Origin of the sequence: Mycolicibacterium elephantis DSM 44368 (genome assembly GCF_004014805.1) — a bacterium.
In the GTDB taxonomy this organism is placed as follows: Bacteria; Actinomycetota; Actinomycetes; order Mycobacteriales; family Mycobacteriaceae; genus Mycobacterium; species Mycobacterium elephantis.
The window spans coordinates 1-14,502 of record NZ_ATDN01000018.1; the positions used below are offsets into that span (position 1 = coordinate 1).

Annotated in this window: 13 protein-coding genes and 1 pseudogene; 10 read left to right on the top strand and 4 right to left on the bottom strand. The window is 67.7% G+C overall.

Annotated elements, in window-relative coordinates:
- Nucleotides 1–289 (top strand): annotated as a pseudogene (locus MELE44368_RS26630) (hypothetical protein); the annotation flags it as partial.
- A 2-nt stretch (nt 290–291) separates the two neighbouring features.
- Here the strand turns inward: MELE44368_RS26630 and MELE44368_RS13700 are convergent.
- From MELE44368_RS13700 to MELE44368_RS13710, 3 genes are all read right to left on the bottom strand, one after another.
- Complete coding sequence (locus MELE44368_RS13700; RefSeq protein WP_128108999.1) at nt 292–1,896, bottom strand: 4-coumarate--CoA ligase family protein; 1,605 nt, start codon at nt 1,894–1,896, stop codon at nt 292–294.
- Nucleotides 1,897–1,933: 37 nt separating this feature from the next.
- Nucleotides 1,934–2,335, bottom strand: a complete 402-nt coding sequence (locus MELE44368_RS13705; protein WP_128109000.1) for an MmcQ/YjbR family DNA-binding protein — start codon at nt 2,333–2,335, stop codon at nt 1,934–1,936.
- 105 nt (nt 2,336–2,440) lie between these two features.
- The gene (locus tag MELE44368_RS13710) at nt 2,441–3,640 is read right to left on the bottom strand and encodes a thiolase family protein (RefSeq protein WP_128109001.1); all 1,200 of its coding nucleotides are present in this window, start codon (nt 3,638–3,640) and stop codon (nt 2,441–2,443) included.
- Between the two features lie 86 nt (nt 3,641–3,726).
- Here MELE44368_RS13710 and MELE44368_RS13715 point away from each other — a divergent pair, with 86 nt between their 5' ends.
- The 8 genes from MELE44368_RS13715 to MELE44368_RS13750 are packed head-to-tail and all read left to right on the top strand — an operon-like array spanning nt 3,727 to nt 12,270.
- Nucleotides 3,727–4,509 carry a co-chaperone HscB gene (locus tag MELE44368_RS13715; protein ID WP_128109002.1) on the top strand — a complete coding sequence of 261 codons (783 nt, stop codon included), beginning with the start codon at nt 3,727–3,729 and terminating at the stop codon, nt 4,507–4,509.
- Entirely contained in the window at nt 4,506–5,324 is an 819-nt protein-coding gene (locus MELE44368_RS13720) for a CoA transferase subunit A (RefSeq protein WP_128109003.1), read from the top strand. The genes MELE44368_RS13715 and MELE44368_RS13720 overlap by 4 nt, the downstream gene beginning before the upstream one ends.
- Nucleotides 5,325–5,360: 36 nt before the next feature.
- Nucleotides 5,361–6,395: an acyl-CoA dehydrogenase family protein gene (locus MELE44368_RS13725; protein WP_164890107.1), complete on the top strand. Its 1,035-nt coding sequence runs from the start codon at nt 5,361–5,363 to the stop codon at nt 6,393–6,395.
- 12 nt (nt 6,396–6,407) lie between these two features.
- Nucleotides 6,408–7,538, top strand: a complete 1,131-nt coding sequence (locus MELE44368_RS13730; RefSeq protein WP_128109005.1) for an acyl-CoA dehydrogenase family protein — start codon at nt 6,408–6,410, stop codon at nt 7,536–7,538.
- Nucleotides 7,535–8,689, top strand: a complete 1,155-nt coding sequence (locus MELE44368_RS13735; RefSeq protein WP_241566615.1) for an acyl-CoA dehydrogenase family protein — start codon at nt 7,535–7,537, stop codon at nt 8,687–8,689. Before MELE44368_RS13730 ends, MELE44368_RS13735 begins: the two co-directional genes overlap by 4 nt.
- Nucleotides 8,689–9,765, top strand: coding sequence for an acyl-CoA dehydrogenase family protein (locus MELE44368_RS13740; protein WP_128109007.1), 1,077 nt, complete (start codon nt 8,689–8,691; stop codon nt 9,763–9,765). Before MELE44368_RS13735 ends, MELE44368_RS13740 begins: the two co-directional genes overlap by 1 nt.
- Before the next feature lie 52 nt (nt 9,766–9,817).
- Nucleotides 9,818–10,555 carry an SDR family NAD(P)-dependent oxidoreductase gene (locus MELE44368_RS13745; protein WP_241566616.1) on the top strand — a complete coding sequence of 246 codons (738 nt, stop codon included), beginning with the start codon at nt 9,818–9,820 and terminating at the stop codon, nt 10,553–10,555.
- A 23-nt stretch (nt 10,556–10,578) separates the two neighbouring features.
- A complete protein-coding gene (locus MELE44368_RS13750) occupies nt 10,579–12,270 on the top strand; it encodes an FAD-dependent oxidoreductase (RefSeq protein ID WP_128109009.1) in 1,692 nt (563 codons plus the stop codon).
- A gap of 14 nt (nt 12,271–12,284) precedes the next feature.
- Here MELE44368_RS13750 and MELE44368_RS13755 read toward each other — a convergent pair whose 3' ends face one another.
- The gene (locus MELE44368_RS13755; protein WP_128109010.1) at nt 12,285–13,430 is read right to left on the bottom strand and encodes an acyl-CoA dehydrogenase family protein; all 1,146 of its coding nucleotides are present in this window, start codon (nt 13,428–13,430) and stop codon (nt 12,285–12,287) included.
- 29 nt (nt 13,431–13,459) lie between these two features.
- Here MELE44368_RS13755 and MELE44368_RS13760 point away from each other — a divergent pair, with 29 nt between their 5' ends.
- Complete coding sequence (locus MELE44368_RS13760) at nt 13,460–14,494, top strand: acyl-CoA dehydrogenase family protein (RefSeq protein ID WP_128109011.1); 1,035 nt, start codon at nt 13,460–13,462, stop codon at nt 14,492–14,494.
- The last annotated feature ends 8 nt before the right edge of the window (nt 14,495–14,502 follow it).

The following is a 14,502-nucleotide window of genomic DNA, read 5'->3' on the forward strand; positions in this document are numbered from 1 at the left end:
ACCCGGCCCGCAGGGTGGGGATCCCGCGCCGCGTCAGCAGGCGCCCGCGCCGGTGCCCGCCGCTGTTCCGCTCGCGCCCGCACCGCCGTCGCCGCCGCCCGCGCCGCCGTGGTTGCAGCGCCTCTCCACCCCGCCGCCGATGCCGATGCCCCTTCCCGGGGCGCCGACGGCGGACTGGACCGGGTTGTGGGGGATCGCCGGATTGCTGCTGATTCCCGCCGCGGGCGCGGCGTTGGGCTACCGGCAGGCACGCGCCGCGCAGATGGCCGACCGGATACACCGGCCCTGAGTTCAGCCGCGCAGGTCCTTGCGCAGAATCTTGCCCGACGCCGACTTGGGCACCGCGTCGATGAACGCCACCTGACGCACCTTCTTGTACGGGGCGACCTGAGCGGCGACGAACGCCATCACCTCGTCCTCGGTCAGCTGTGCGCCGGACTGCTTGACCACGAACGCCTTCGGCACCTCCTCGCCGTCGGCGTCCGTCACCCCGATCACCGCCGCGTCGGCGATTGCGGGATGTCCCAGCAGCAACGCCTCGAGTTCGGCGGGCGGCACCTGATAGCCCTTGTACTTGATCAGCTCCTTGAGCCGGTCGACGATGTACACGCAGCCGTTCGCGTCGATCTGCGCCAGATCACCGGTGTGCAACCAGCCCTCGTCATCGACGGTCTGCCGGGTGGCCTCCTCGTTGTTCAGGTAACCCGCCATCACGTTGGGCCCCTTGAACCAGAGTTCGCCGGTCTTGCTGAGACCCTCTGCGGGCGGGGCGATTTCGTTACCGGTCTCGGGGTCGACGAGCTTGGACGCACCGTTGGAGACCGTCCAGCCGACAGAACTCAGCGGTGCGACCATGTTCATCTCCTGCAGCCCGCCGTCGAACGGCGTGATGTGGCTGACCGGGCTGAGCTCACTCATGCCGTAGCCCTGAACGACGGTGCAGCCCAAGCGTTTGGCGACGGCGTGGCCGAGGTCGGCGTCCAGCGGGGCGGCACCCGACATCACGGTGTTCAGCGATGACAGGTCGTAGTCGTCGACGAGCGGATGCTTGGCCAGCGCCACGGCGACCGGCGGCGCGATGAACGCGATCGTGCACTTGTGCTCGTCGATGTTGGCCAGGAACTCCTCGAGGTCGAAGCTGCCCATGACGACCAGCCGGGCGCGGGCATGCAGGGCGGCGTTGAGCAGCACCGTCATTCCGTAGATGTGAAAGAAGGGCAGCACCGCCAGGATCGCGTCGTCGGCGACCATGCCGTGCAGCGGCCGGATCTGGGCGACGTTGGCCACCAGGTTGCGGTGCGTGAGCATCACGCCCTTGGGGATGCCGGTGGTCCCGGAACTGTAGGGCAGCACCGCCAGATGCGACGACGGGGCGAAGCTGACGTCCGGCGCGGGCAGTCCCGGGCCCATCAGATCGGCGGCGTTGGGATGCCCGGTGGCGGCCAGCCCGTCGCCGTCGAGCACGACGACGTTCTCGGGCGGGATGCCCGCCGCCGCGGCACCTTCGACGGCCTGCGCCAGCAGCGGTGTCACGGTGACCAGCATCTTGGCTTTGGAATCGGTGAGCTGCTTGGCGATGTCCTTCGCGGTGAACAGCGCGTTGACGGTGGTGGCCGTCGCGCCGGCGCGCAGGATGCCGTGAAACGCCACGGCGAAGCCGGAACTGTTGGGTGACAGCAACCCGACGACGTCGCCGACACCGATCCCGCGTCCGGCCAGGGCACCGGCGAACGCGTCGACGCGGGCGATCATCTCGCGGTAGCTGGTCTGTCGACCGGACTTGGCGTCGATCAGCGCGGTCCGGTCGAGGTGATCGTCGGAGATGTCACCGAACAGATACTCGTAGACGCTGGTCGAGGGGATGTCGACTTCGGGAAAGGGACTGGCGATACTCAAGGCGTCTCCGATTCAGTGATGATCCACCGCTTACCGGTCAGCCTACGTCGAGGCGCTTGACGAGCTTCTTGGGCGCAACCAGCCGGTACGACGCGTCGATCAGTTCGCGCACCTCGGTCCAGTCGATCTTGCTCGTCGCGGTGAAATCCAGCCCGAGCCAGCCCGACGGCCCCATGTAGGCGGGGTAGAAGAAGCGGGTGTCCTGCTCGAGCGCGCACCGGTCGCTCTCGTCGACCTTGACCAGGATCGAGTGGGGGTACTGGACGTACCGGCCGGTGCCGGTCTTGGCGCTGCCGCCGTACATCGCGAAGATCTTCGGCGCGCAGAACACCGGCCGGCCCCACGAGATCTTCTCGAACGCCTCGGGGAAGCTCAACGCGATCTCGCGCACCTGCGCCAGCCCGAGGTCGTCGTCGCGGAACATGATCGGGTGCGGCATGCAGGTCAGGGTAGCCGCCCCGGGACCGACGCTATGGTCGATTCGGCGGGCGCAAACCAGCCAAAGCGTCGGTCTGGAAGGCGACGGTCGAGCCGGGGCGTCCGGTCACGTCGTGGGCCGCAAACTCTCGACAAGTGTTGCGTTGGCCATGCCTCCGCCCTCACACATCACCTGCAGGCCGTACCGCTGTCGGCTGGCGATCAGATGGTGGACCATCGTCGTCATCAGGCGTGTGCCGGAGGCTCCGAGTGGGTGCCCGAGTGCGATCGCGCCGCCGAGCGGGTTGAGCCTGTCGTCGTCCACCCCTGTCTCGCGCTGCCAGGCCAGCGCCACCGACGCGAACGCCTCGTTGACTTCGAAGTGTCCGATCTCGTCCAGTGAGACGCCGCTGCGCTCGACGATTCGGTTGGTCGCCGGTATCGGACCGGTCAGCATCATCTGCGGATCGTCGCCGACGACGGCGAACGAGTGGAATCGTGCGAGGGGCTCGAGGTTCAGCTCGGCCGCCTTCTGTTCGCTCATGACCAGCATGGCGCTCGCGCCGTCAGACAGCTGAGACGAGTTTCCTGCCGTCACATGCCATTTGATCTGCGGGTAACGCTCGCACATCTCCTCGGAGTGGAACGAGGAACGCAGCTTGGCCAGCCCCGTCGCGGTCGTTTCCGGGCGGATGGTCTCGTCCGACACGATCGGCGCGTTATCCGGCTGGGCGCGCACCGGCACGATCTGACTCCTGAAGGCACCGCGCTCGGCGGCATCGGCGGCGCGCTGATGAGACTGTGCGGCAAAGGCATCGAGGGCTTCGCGGTCGAGGTCCCACTTGGCGGCGATCAGCTCGGCGGCGATGCCCTGCGACACCAGGCCCGGGGCATACCGCTTCTGTACCGACGGGCCGTGCGGATCCTTACCCATCCGCGCGGACCCCATCGGCACCCGGCTCATCGATTCCACGCCACCCACCACGACGATGTCGTAACTGCCCGCGATGATCCCTTGTGCGCCGAAGTGCGCGGCCTGCTGGCTGGAACCGCACCGGCGGTCGATGGTCACCGACGGGACGTGTTCGGGCAACCCGGCGGCCAGCCATGCGAAGCGTCCCGGGCAGCCGCCTTGTTCGGCGGCCTGACTCACACAACCGATGAGCACGTCGTCCACGCTGCCCGGATCGACCGACGGGTTGCGCTCGAACAATCCGCTGAGCACTTGACCGAGCAGTTCGACGGGGTGGATCTCCGAGAGCGCACCGCCTGGCTTGCCCCGGCCGACCGGGGATCGAACCGCGTCCACGATGACCGCGTTGACCATGTAGTTCCTCCTCAATTCAATTACCTACCCGGTAGTATGCACGGCTGCGGTTGGCATTCAAACCTACTGAGTAGTATGGTTCTGCCATGGCTTCCGACGCTGGACCGCCCGCAGCTTCCGTTGTCGACGTATTGGCGCTTGGCGCCCGCGAAATCCACCGTGCATCTTGGGTTTTTACCGGCTTCAACCTGCCCGTCCTCGCGGCACGGGTCGCGCGGCGACGCGTCGACTCGACGTTCGTCCAGCTGCTCGAGGCCGGGGCGGCGCTCGACCGAGACACCGTAGAGCTGGTCACCAGCACCACCGACTTCCACGCCTACGCGGATGTGACGTGCTATCGGGGCGCCACCGCCGATGTCCTGCTCACCCTGATCCCGCGGTGTGACCTGGTCGTCCTCGACGGTGCCACGATCGACCTGAGTGGCCGGACCAATGCCCACGCCATCGGACCCACCGCCCATCCGAAGGTGCGGCTGCCCGGTGGCGGCGGGGCACCGGACGCCGCCGCCCGGGCGACCGACCTTCTCTTCCTCAACGCGAACGACGACGTACACCGCATCTGTGCGGGGGTGGAGCATATTTCCACCAGTCCTGCTGCAGCACAACGGATTCGACTGGTCACGCGGTGGGGTGTACTGCGGCTCGGCGCTGAGCCGGCGATGGAAGCGGTCCTGGACGGCCCCGGGGTCGATGCCGCGCTCACCTACCTCGCCGCCCTCGGAGTGGACACCGCCGCGGCGGCCGAGGCCACCCCGCCAAACGAAGACGAGCGTGCCGACGCCATCGCGGTGCTGCACGAGGCCGCGGCCAAGGGTTACGACATGGCGGCGCGCGCCATCAAAGACCTACCGACTCCGGTTGACCGATGACCGCGGTGAATCCCCCCGTACTGAGCGTCGCGGACGCCGTGCGTGAGCACGTGCGTGACGGATCTTGTGTATACATCGGCAATTTCGGCGCCCAACTCTACGGAGTGGCCCAGGAGATCATCCGGCAGGGCCGACGTGATCTGCACATCATCACGGGATCCGGCGGCATCATGGTCGATCAGCTGCTTGGTGCGGGCGCGGTGTCGGTGGTGACGTTCGCGCACTGCTGGAACGCGATCGGCCCGGCTCCGGCCTGGAACTTCCGTCGGCTCGCCGAGAGCGGCGCGAACCCGGTCCGGCTGCGCGAGGTCAGCCTCGGGATTCTCGGGGCCGCACTACAGGCCGGCGCCTGGCGGGTGCCGTTCGCCCCCGTCGGCATCGCCGCCGACACGGGCTACCGCACTGAGGACTGGACCGCCGGCATGCTGGCGACCGTCGAATCGCCTTTCGGGGCCGCCACCGTGGTCGAGGCGATCGTGCCTGATGTCGCGTTCGTCCACGCCGACCGGGTTGACATCCGCGGCAACGGAATCATCGACGGCCCATACGGCGAGGCCGTCATCGCCGCACACGCCGCGCGCGGGACTGTGCTCGTCGGCGAGGAACTCATCGACCCGGGCACCGCGATCGGGGAGGCCGCGATCCCTGGGGTGCTCGTCTCGGCAATCATCGAGGCGCCCGGTTCGGTGCGGCCCGACGGAACGTCCCGTGGCTATCCGCGCGACGTCGACTCTTTCAAGGCATACAGCGACGCTGCCGCCACCCGGGCCGGCTTCCAAGCATGGATGCAGCGCACGCTCGCGGAGCTGCCATGAACCCCGAATCCTCGTCCATCGCCTCAGGAGGTATTGGTGCACTTCGCGTTATCTGAGGATCAGCTGTTTCTGCAGAAGACTGCCGAAGACGTCAGCAGGCAGCTGTTCGGCGATGAGCAGGTGCGATCAGCGCTGACCGACGACGGCACGCTGCGTTCCCGCGCGTGGTCGGAGTTCGCCCAGCTGGACCTGCTCGGGCTGCTCGTGCCCGAAAGCGCCGACGGTGCAGGTGCATCGCTGACCGACGCATGTGTGGTCGCCGAAGTGCTGGGGCGGCACACCGCGCCGATACCCTACGTCGGGACCGCCGTCGCGGCGGCCGCGCTGCTTGTCCACGGCGGTGGTGACTCCCAGGTACTTGCCGACCTGTGCGCCGGAGCGCCGGTCAGCGTACTACTCGACAATGAACTTGGTTGGCCGACAGGCGAAGCCACCATCTCGCTGGGCTGGGGTCTCGGGGCGCAGGGGGTGGTGATCGTGGCGCCGGACCAGGCCGCGACTGTCGCGCTTACCGGTGTCACGGCGATCGACGCCGCTGACCCGCTGCAGCCGCTTTACGCGATCGACGGCGTCTCGACGATGCGCGGCGAGAGTGAGGGGCTGCGCCGGGCACGCGCGATGGCCTGGGTCGGTGCGGCGGCCACCCTGACCGGGCTGGCCGACGGTGCGCTGCGCCAGGCCGTCGAATACGCCAAGCAACGTGAACAATACGGCCGACCGATCGGCTCGTTTCAGGCCATCCAGCACATCTGCGCCGATATGCTCGTCGCCGTCGAAACCGCCCGCTCGGTCACCTACGGCGCGTCGTGGGAGGTCGAACACGCCCCGATCGCTCAAGCTGAACGCGCCGGCGCGGCCGCGAAGGCACACGCCGCCTCTGCCGCGCTGCGCACGTGCGAGAACGGGATTCAGGTGCTCGGCGGAATCGGCGTGACCTGGGAACACGATGCGCACCTGCGGCTGCGCACCGCCCACACCTTCGCCGACGCATTCGGCTCGGTCACCACCCCGCTGGCGCTGCTGGCCAAATCCGCTTTCGACGCCGCAGCTTTCGAGCCCGACACCAACTGACCGAGGAACTTCATGGACCTGCTTGACACTCCGGCCGAAGCCGACTTCCGCAACCGCCTGCGGGATTGGTTGCGCGACAACGTCCCCGATGCTCCCGAACCACCCGCGCTGGCCGATCGCTGGCCGATCATGCGCGCGTTTCAGAAGAAGATGTACCAGGGTGGCTATGTCGCGCTGTCTTGGCCCAAGGAATACGGCGGGCAGGGACTCGGGCTGATGGAAGAGGCGATCCTCAGCCAGGAGCTCGGCCGCACGAAAGCACCGACCACGCTGCCGATTTCGCATCTTGGGCGACCACTGCTCAGCCACGGTACCGAGGCGCAGCGTAAGCGGTATCTGCCCCCGTTGCTGGCCTGCGACGAGATCTGGTGCCAGGGCTTCTCGGAGCCGGGTGCCGGCTCGGACCTGGCGTCGCTGCGCACCCGGGCGATCCGCAGCGGTGACGAGTACATCGTCACCGGCCACAAAACCTGGACCAGCCTGGGCGCCTACGCCGACTTCTGCCTGCTGTTGGCTCGCACTGACGACAAAGTGGCTCGGCACCGTGGGATTTCAGCCTTCATCCTGCCGCTCGACCTGCCGGGAGTAGAGGTCCGTCCGATAGTTCTCGCTAACGGTGACGAGGAGTTCGCCGAGCTCCACCTCGACGGGGTACGCATTCCGGCCGAGAACATGCTGGGTGCGTCGACCGACGGGTGGAAGATCGCGATGGAGGTCGTCTCCTACGAACGCGGCGCTGTCGATATCGGCTACCTCTCCAAATTCGAGCACGCCTTCGCCGAACTTGTCGATCAACTGCGCGAGCGCCGCGATGAGCCGGCCGTGCAGCAGACGCTCGGCCGTATCGCGGCGAACCTTGAGGTGCTGCGCATGCACAGCCTGCGCAGCCTCAGCGCACGGGTCTGTGGCGGCGCACCGGGCCCGGAAAGCTCCATCGACAAGCTGTTGATGACCGAGGTCGAGCAGCATCTGATGGGCGCGAGCCTGCAGCTGCTGAGCGACCGGACGACCCGACCCCATGCCGAATGGTTCGACCGTTACCTATACGCAAGGGCGGGCAGCATTTACGGCGGCTCGGCGCAGATCCAGAAGAACATCCTGGCGCAGCGAATGCTCGGCCTACCGAAGGAGGCGATGGCGTGACGGCGGCGCTGCTGCCGCCGCCGGCTCCCGAGGCGGCCGCCCCTGAACTGCGCGCGCAGGTCCGCGACTTCCTGGCCGCCGAACGTGACGCCGGCACATTCACCCCGCGCTGCGACGCCTGGTTGGCGGGCTGGGATCCGGAGTTCAGCCGTAAACTGGCCGAACGCGGATGGCTCGGAATGACGTTGCCCAAGGCCTACGGCGGACACGAACGCTCAACGCTGGAACGCTACGCCGTGACCGAAGAGTTGCTTGCCGCGGGCGCTCCGGTGGCCGCGCACTGGATCGCCGACCGTCAGATCGGGCCGTCGCTGCTGCGCTATGGCACCGAGGAACAACGTCAGCGCTACCTGCCCGCGATCGCGCGCGGTGAGTGCTTTTTCGCCATTGGGATGAGTGAACCCGACTCGGGTTCTGATCTGGCGTCGGTGCGCACCAAGGCCACTCGGGTCGACGGCGGATGGCGCCTGGACGGCACCAAGGTGTGGACTAGCGGCGCCCACCACGCCCATGCATTCTTCGTGCTCGCCCGCAGCACACCGCTGGCCGAAGCCCCGAACCGGCACGCCGGACTGTCGCAGTTCGTGGTGCCGCTGGACTCCCCGGGCGTCGAGATCCGTCCGATCCCACTGCTCACCGGCGAACGCCACTTCAACGAGGTCCACCTCGACGGTGTTTTCGTACCCGACGCTATGGTGCTGGGCGCCATCGGTGCCGGCTGGCATCAGGTCACCTCCGAATTGGCGTTCGAACGCAGTGGTCCCGAACGGTTCCTGTCCACGTATCCGGTGCTCACCGCACTGGTCGACGCGCTGAGCCAACGATCCGGCCCGGAGCACAGCATCGCACTCGGCGGTCTGATCGCGCGGTTATGGACGCTGCGGCGGATGTCGCTGGCGATCGCCGCCTCGCTCGCCGACGGGGTGGCACAAGAAGTACCCGCCGCGCTCGTCAAGGACCTGGGCACCCGGTTCGAGAACGAGGTGGTCAACGCCGCACAACTCTTGCTCGCCGTCGAACCCGACCCGGCCGCGGACGGGGTGGCGCGGCTGCTCGCCGAGGCCGTGTTGCACGCGCCCGGCTTCACGATTCGCGGTGGAACCAGCGAGGTGTTGCGCTCGATGGTGGCGCGGGGAATGGGGTTACGTTGATGGATGGCGGCACCGGAGACGTCGACAACGTCCAGCTGCGCGAGCTCGGCACGGTCGTCGAGGAGCTGCTCGCCGAACGGGGTGACCCGCCCGACCAGCAAGGCTACGACCACTCGCTGTGGAATGACCTCGTGCACAACGGGTTTGCCCACGTCGGCATCCCGGAGAGCGCAGGTGGCAGCGGCGGTGGGCCGCTGGAGGCGGCGGTGGTGTTGCGCGCGGTAGGACGGCAAGCTGCCGCGGTGCCGCTGGCCGACGCTGTGCTGGCCGGTTGGCTGTTGGCCGCCTGTGGCCGCGATATCCCCGACGGGCTCGCCGTTTTCGCGAACGGAGAGCTGACGACGGTCGACGATGGCGACGGCACACGGGTGACCGGACGGCTGGTCCGGGTCGCCGGTGGCCGCGATTGCCACACCGTCATCGCGTTCGCTGAGACCGGTCGTGTTGGATCCGAAGTGGTGGTGGCGATCCCGATGGAAGCGTGCTCCATCATCACTGGCCGCAATCTGGCCGGCGAACCCCGTGACGACCTCATCGTCGATACGGTGCTGTCGCCGTCCGCCGTGAGCCCCGCGCCCAGTGGCGCTGTTGCCGAATTGCGGCTTCGCGGGGCGCTGTCCCGCGCGGTGTTGTCGGCGGGGGCGATGGCCGGCCTGGTCGACACGACCGTGCGGTACGTGCTGGAGCGCCAGCAGTTCGGGCGTCCACTGGCGGCGTTCCAGTCCGTGCAACAGAGTGTGGCGCTGCTCGCCGCCGAGGCGGCCGCGGCCCAGGCTGCCGCCGATGCCGCCGTCCGCATCGGTGTCGAACACGGGTTCAGCTCGCCCACAGCGAAATTCGCGATCGCCGCGGCAAAGGTCCGGACCGCAGAGGCCGCAACCGCAGGTGCCGCGGCCGCTCATCAGCTGCACGGTGCCATCGGCATGACGCTCGAACATCCGCTACGTCGCCTGACCGCCCGACTGTGGTCTTGGCGCACCGAGTGGGGTGGGCAGCAGGAGTGGGCCGAGTATCTCGGCCGAACCGCGACGGTGGCCGGCGGCGTCGGCCTGTGGGCTGCGCTGACCGATGCGTGACCGCGACCGAGCGTCGAACCGAGGAGGAGATATGGAAACCCCGACTCTATCGATGAGGGACAAAGTCGTGCTTGTCACCGGCGGTAGCCGGGGACTCGGACGCGCGATGACTTTGGGATTCGCGCGCGCGGGCGCCGACGTCATCATCGCGAGCCGGAAGCTCGACAGCTGTGCGGACCTCGCGGCCGAGGTGGTGCAGACGACCGGGCGTCGCGCCGTACCCATCGCCGCCAACGTCGGCCGCTGGGAGGATTGTGACGCGTTGTATGAGGCTGCTTACCAAGCGTTTCCGCGAGTGGACGTCTTGGTGAACAACGCCGGGATGTCCCCGCTGTACGACAGACCTAGCGAGGTCACCGAGACCCTCTACGACAAGGTGCTCGGCGTCAACCTGCGCGGGCCGTTCCGGCTCACCGCGCTGTTCGGCGAGCGGATGATGACTGACGGTGGCGGATCGGTCATCAACATCTCGAGTGTCTCTGGCGTCAACCCCGGCGCCAACGTCATTCCCTACGGCGCGGCGAAGGCGGGCCTCAACTCGATCACGGTGTCGTTCGCGCGCGCGTACGGCCCGCAGGTCCGAGTCAACTGCATCATGGTCGGTCGGTTCCGCACCGATGTCAGCAAACACTGGGACGAAGCCGCCACCGCAGCCGAAGTCGAGCAGTACGCGCTGAGACGGGTTGGTGAGCCCGACGAGGTGGTCGGTACGGCACTGTATTTAGCTTCCGACGCCAGCAGTTACACCACCGGCGCGATCCTGCGAGTCGACGGCGGGACCCCGTACTGACCCACCCGGGAAAGGATTACAGCATGGCAAGTGCTATCGAAGAAACCTACGACGTCATCGTCGCCGGCTCCGGGGCGGGGGGTATGACCGCCGCATTGACGTCGGCGCTGCGCGGGCTGTCGGTGGTGGTGCTCGAGGCAACCGAGTATTTCGGCGGCGCGACGGCGGTCTCCGGCGGGGCGATCTGGTTGCCCGCCAACCGGTACTCCATCTCGCGGGGTATTTCCGACACGGTGGCGGACGGGCGTGCGTATCTCGCGGCGACCGTTGGTGATACCGTCAGTGAGGTCCGCCGCGACGCTTACCTCCGCGACGGGATGGCCATGGTCGACGAGTTCGACGCGGCGACCAAATGGATTCGCTGGAGCCCGGATTCGATTCCTGACTACCGGCCCGAACAGCCGGGTGGCCGACCTGAAGGCAGATCCATCGAGGCGCAGATGATCGACGGCAAGCTGCTGGGCGCCGAACTGGGTCGACTGCGCCCGCCGTCACCAGCGATGGCGGTCAAGGGCCTGACCGTGACCGCCGAGGACTTCGTCTCACTTAACATGATGATGCGCACCAAGGCCGGCCGGATCAAGGTGCTGCAGGTGGTCCGGCGCTCTTTGGTCGCCCGGCTACGCGGACAGCGGCTGCTCAGCATCGGCCAGGCGCTGGCGACCCGGTTGCGGCTGGCCCTGCGCGATGAGCACGTCCCGGTCTGCTACTCCGCGCCGCTGCAGAATGTCGTCATCGAAGACGGCAGGGTCGTCGGGGTCCAGACCTGTATCGCAGGGCGGCCCAGGACTATTCGGGCCCGGTGCGGTGTGGTGATCGCGACCGGAAGCTTCAGCAAGAACCAGCGGATGCGGGACAAGTACTTGCCACAGCCGTCCCGTGCCGAATGGAGCCTGGCTCCCGAGGACGGCCAGGACGGATCCGGCATCCTGGCCGGTATCGCTGCCGGAGCCGCGGTGGCGCGGATGGATCGGGCGTGGGGGCTGCCCAACGTCATGGTTCCCGTCCCGGGCGGAGGTCTGCAACCGAGGGTCACGCTGAGTGAACGCGGCCTGCCCGGCACGCTGGTGGTCAACAGCCGGGGCGAGCGCTACGGCAACGAAGCGGTCTCCTACGACGACTTCTGGGACACGATGTATGCCTGCGATGACGGGACGGACGGCGCACGGACCGTTCCGTCCTGGTTGATCTTCGATCAGCGCGCCAAGAACCGTTACATTTTCTTCGGCATCGTTCCACGCCAGCCGTTTCCGCGATCCTGGTATGAGACCGGATATCTGCGGCGCGCGGACGATGTCGCAGCGTTGGCCCGCTCGATCGACGTGCCGGCCGATCGGCTGACGGCGACCATCGAGCGTTTCAATCGGGACGCCGATGCCGGCCGCGACAGCACGTTCGGACGCGGTGAGAGCGCCTACGACCGGTACTACGGCGACCCGACGCAGCCGCACGCCAATCTCGCCCCGCTGGACAAGGGGCCGTTTTACGCGGTGGCGCTGTATCCGGGTGATTTGAGCACCAAGGGCGGCCTGGATATCGACGAATATTCTCGGGTGCTGCGCCCCGATGGCACCGTGATCGACGGACTCTATGCCGCCGGCAACTCGTCGGCTGGGGTGATGGGGGAGACCTACCCCGGCCCCGGTGCGACGATCGGCGCCGCGATGGTGGCCGGCTACGCCGCCGCCAACCACATGGCCACGATCGCGCCCTAGCGCGATCTCGCCGATCAGCCGGTCGGTAACCGCAGCACCCGGCGGGCGATGATGTTGCGCTGAATCTCCGAGGTGCCACCGGCGATGGTCTGGCCCGGTGCGGCGAGTAGCCAATTGCGCCACCGTGTGCACGCCTCGCCGGTGACCAGGTCGGGTCCGAGGGCTTCTTGTGCGAATACCGTGATGTCGCGTTCCAGCTCGGTCGCGGTGAGCTTGAGCAGCGACGTCCGAGAGTCGTCGGTTGAGGTGACTACTGACAGCACGCGAAACCACTGCAGGCGCAACAGCTGGCAGCGGGACCACAGGTCTGTCCAGCGGCGGCGGACGCTGTCAGTCGGCGAAAGGTCGCGGCCCTCGACTACTGACCAAAGCTCGTCGAGCAGCTGTACGAAGCGAACAGCGTTGGCTCCGATCATCATTCGTTCCCGGCCCAATGTCGACATCGCCACCCGCCAGCCGGAACCGACCGCGCCGAGGACATCGTCGGGACCCACCGACACGCCATCGAAGTAGACCTCGTTGAACTTGACCTGTCCGTCCATCTGTCGCAGTGGCCGCACATCGATGCCGGGTCGGTCCATCGGCAGCAGGAAGAATGTCAAGCCGTCGTGCGGGCGATCGCCGGTGCCGGTGCGGGCGAGCAACAGACCGAGATCGGCGTAATGGGCACCAGATGTCCACACCTTCTGGCCATGGACGCGCCACCCGTCTCCGTCGGCCTCCGCGCGTGTCCGCAGCCCGGCCAGGTCCGATCCCGCTTCCGGTTCGGAGAACAGCTGGCACCAGATCTCGTCGGCGCGCAAGATTGGTGGAAGAAATCGCTGCTGTTGGCTTTTGGTGCCGAACTTGATGATCATCGGCCCGGCCAGCTCCGGTCCGAAGAGGTTGATCTGCAACGGCACCCCCGCGCGCGCGGTCTCCTCGGCCCAGATGCCCTGTTCCATCGGGGTGGCTTCGGTACCACCGGCCGATCGGGGCCAGGACAACCCGGCCAAACCGGCGTCCAACAGCGAGCGCTGCCAGGCGCGTGCGGCGGGCAGGTCCTCGCGGGTCGGGGTGGCTCCGTAATCTCGCAGCCCCTCGGGACGCGGCGCGCTGTCCAGCCATGCACATACGCGGGTGCGGAATTTTCGCTCAGACTCCGAGAGGTTGAGATCCATTCTGACATCATACCCCGTAGGATGGTCGTATGGACTTCACCTTTGACGACCAACAGCGCGAACTCGCCGATGTCGCGCGCGACTTCTTCGTCGCCGCCGGGCCGGCCGATCGGGTCGACGCCGGCCCGGCGGCGGCCCGCCTAGCATGGGACAACGCCGTTGCGAGCCTTGGTATTCAGGCTCTCGGCGTACCGGGCGAGCTCGGCGGTCTGAGCGGTGCGGTTGAGCTCGCTGCCGTCTTGGAGGAGTCGGGACGAACGCTGTACCCGGCGCCGTTACTGACATCGGTGGGCTACGCCAACGGCTTGCTGAGCTGTGTCGGGGGCGCGGCTCACGATTTGCTGCGTCAGGTGGTCGACACCGGCCGCGCCGTTGCCGTCGTCGACCATCCGTCGGTTGCGCTCGAGGACGGCGTCGTCGTCGGCGTCGCATCCGCGGTCGTCGACGCCGAAACCGCCGACGAGCTCCTGGTTCTGATCGGCGGGAGCATCGTGCACATCCCCGGGGATGCGCCACGGCTAAGCATCGAGGCCCAGGATGGTATCGACCCCTCGCGGCGGGCCGCCCGGGTGCGCTTCGACGGCGTACCGGCCACCGTTCTCGCCGTCAACGCCGACGAAGCTATCGCCACAGCACGTGCCCGGGCCCAGGGGTTGGCGGCGGTTGAGGCAGTTGGCGGCATCCGGGCAACCCTGGACTCGGTGATCGAACATGTCTCGACCCGAAGGCAATTCGGTGTTCCGGTGGGCTCGTTCCAGGCCGTCCAGCACCGCGCGGTCGACATGCTGCTGGACCTCGACCGCGCCGCCGCGGCGGCCTATCACGCCGCCTGGTGCGCCGACGCGGATCCGGCGAGCCTGGCCTGGGCCGGACCGCTCGCGCTTCGGGCCGCGGCGGCCGGGTACGGAAGGGTTGCCCGAGGCGCGATCCAGCTGTATGGCGGCATCGGGTTTACCTGGGAACACCACGCGCACCGGCACTTTCGTCGGGCGGTGGCGCTCGCAACGCGGTTTGGGGCCGCTGATCAGCAGCTCGACCAGGGGTTCGCCGCGATCAAGGGCTGAGGCCGGCT

What these genes read in the sequence shown, in the direction of transcription:
- MELE44368_RS13710 (WP_128109001.1), bottom strand. Translation starts at nt 3,640, where the DNA reads ATGGTCAACGCGGTCATCGTGGACGCGGTTCGATCCCCGGTCGGCCGG.
- MELE44368_RS13740 (WP_128109007.1), top strand. Translation starts at nt 8,689, where the DNA reads ATGGATGGCGGCACCGGAGACGTCGACAACGTCCAGCTGCGCGAGCTC.
- MELE44368_RS13720 (WP_128109003.1), top strand. Translation starts at nt 4,506, where the DNA reads ATGACCGCGGTGAATCCCCCCGTACTGAGCGTCGCGGACGCCGTGCGT.
- MELE44368_RS13745 (WP_241566616.1), top strand. Translation starts at nt 9,818, where the DNA reads ATGAGGGACAAAGTCGTGCTTGTCACCGGCGGTAGCCGGGGACTCGGA.
- MELE44368_RS13730 (WP_128109005.1), top strand. Translation starts at nt 6,408, where the DNA reads ATGGACCTGCTTGACACTCCGGCCGAAGCCGACTTCCGCAACCGCCTG.
- MELE44368_RS13750 (WP_128109009.1), top strand. Translation starts at nt 10,579, where the DNA reads ATGGCAAGTGCTATCGAAGAAACCTACGACGTCATCGTCGCCGGCTCC.
- MELE44368_RS13705 (WP_128109000.1), bottom strand. Translation starts at nt 2,335, where the DNA reads ATGCCGCACCCGATCATGTTCCGCGACGACGACCTCGGGCTGGCGCAG.
- MELE44368_RS13760 (WP_128109011.1), top strand. Translation starts at nt 13,460, where the DNA reads ATGGACTTCACCTTTGACGACCAACAGCGCGAACTCGCCGATGTCGCG.
- MELE44368_RS13715 (WP_128109002.1), top strand. Translation starts at nt 3,727, where the DNA reads ATGGCTTCCGACGCTGGACCGCCCGCAGCTTCCGTTGTCGACGTATTG.
- MELE44368_RS13755 (WP_128109010.1), bottom strand. Translation starts at nt 13,430, where the DNA reads ATGGATCTCAACCTCTCGGAGTCTGAGCGAAAATTCCGCACCCGCGTA.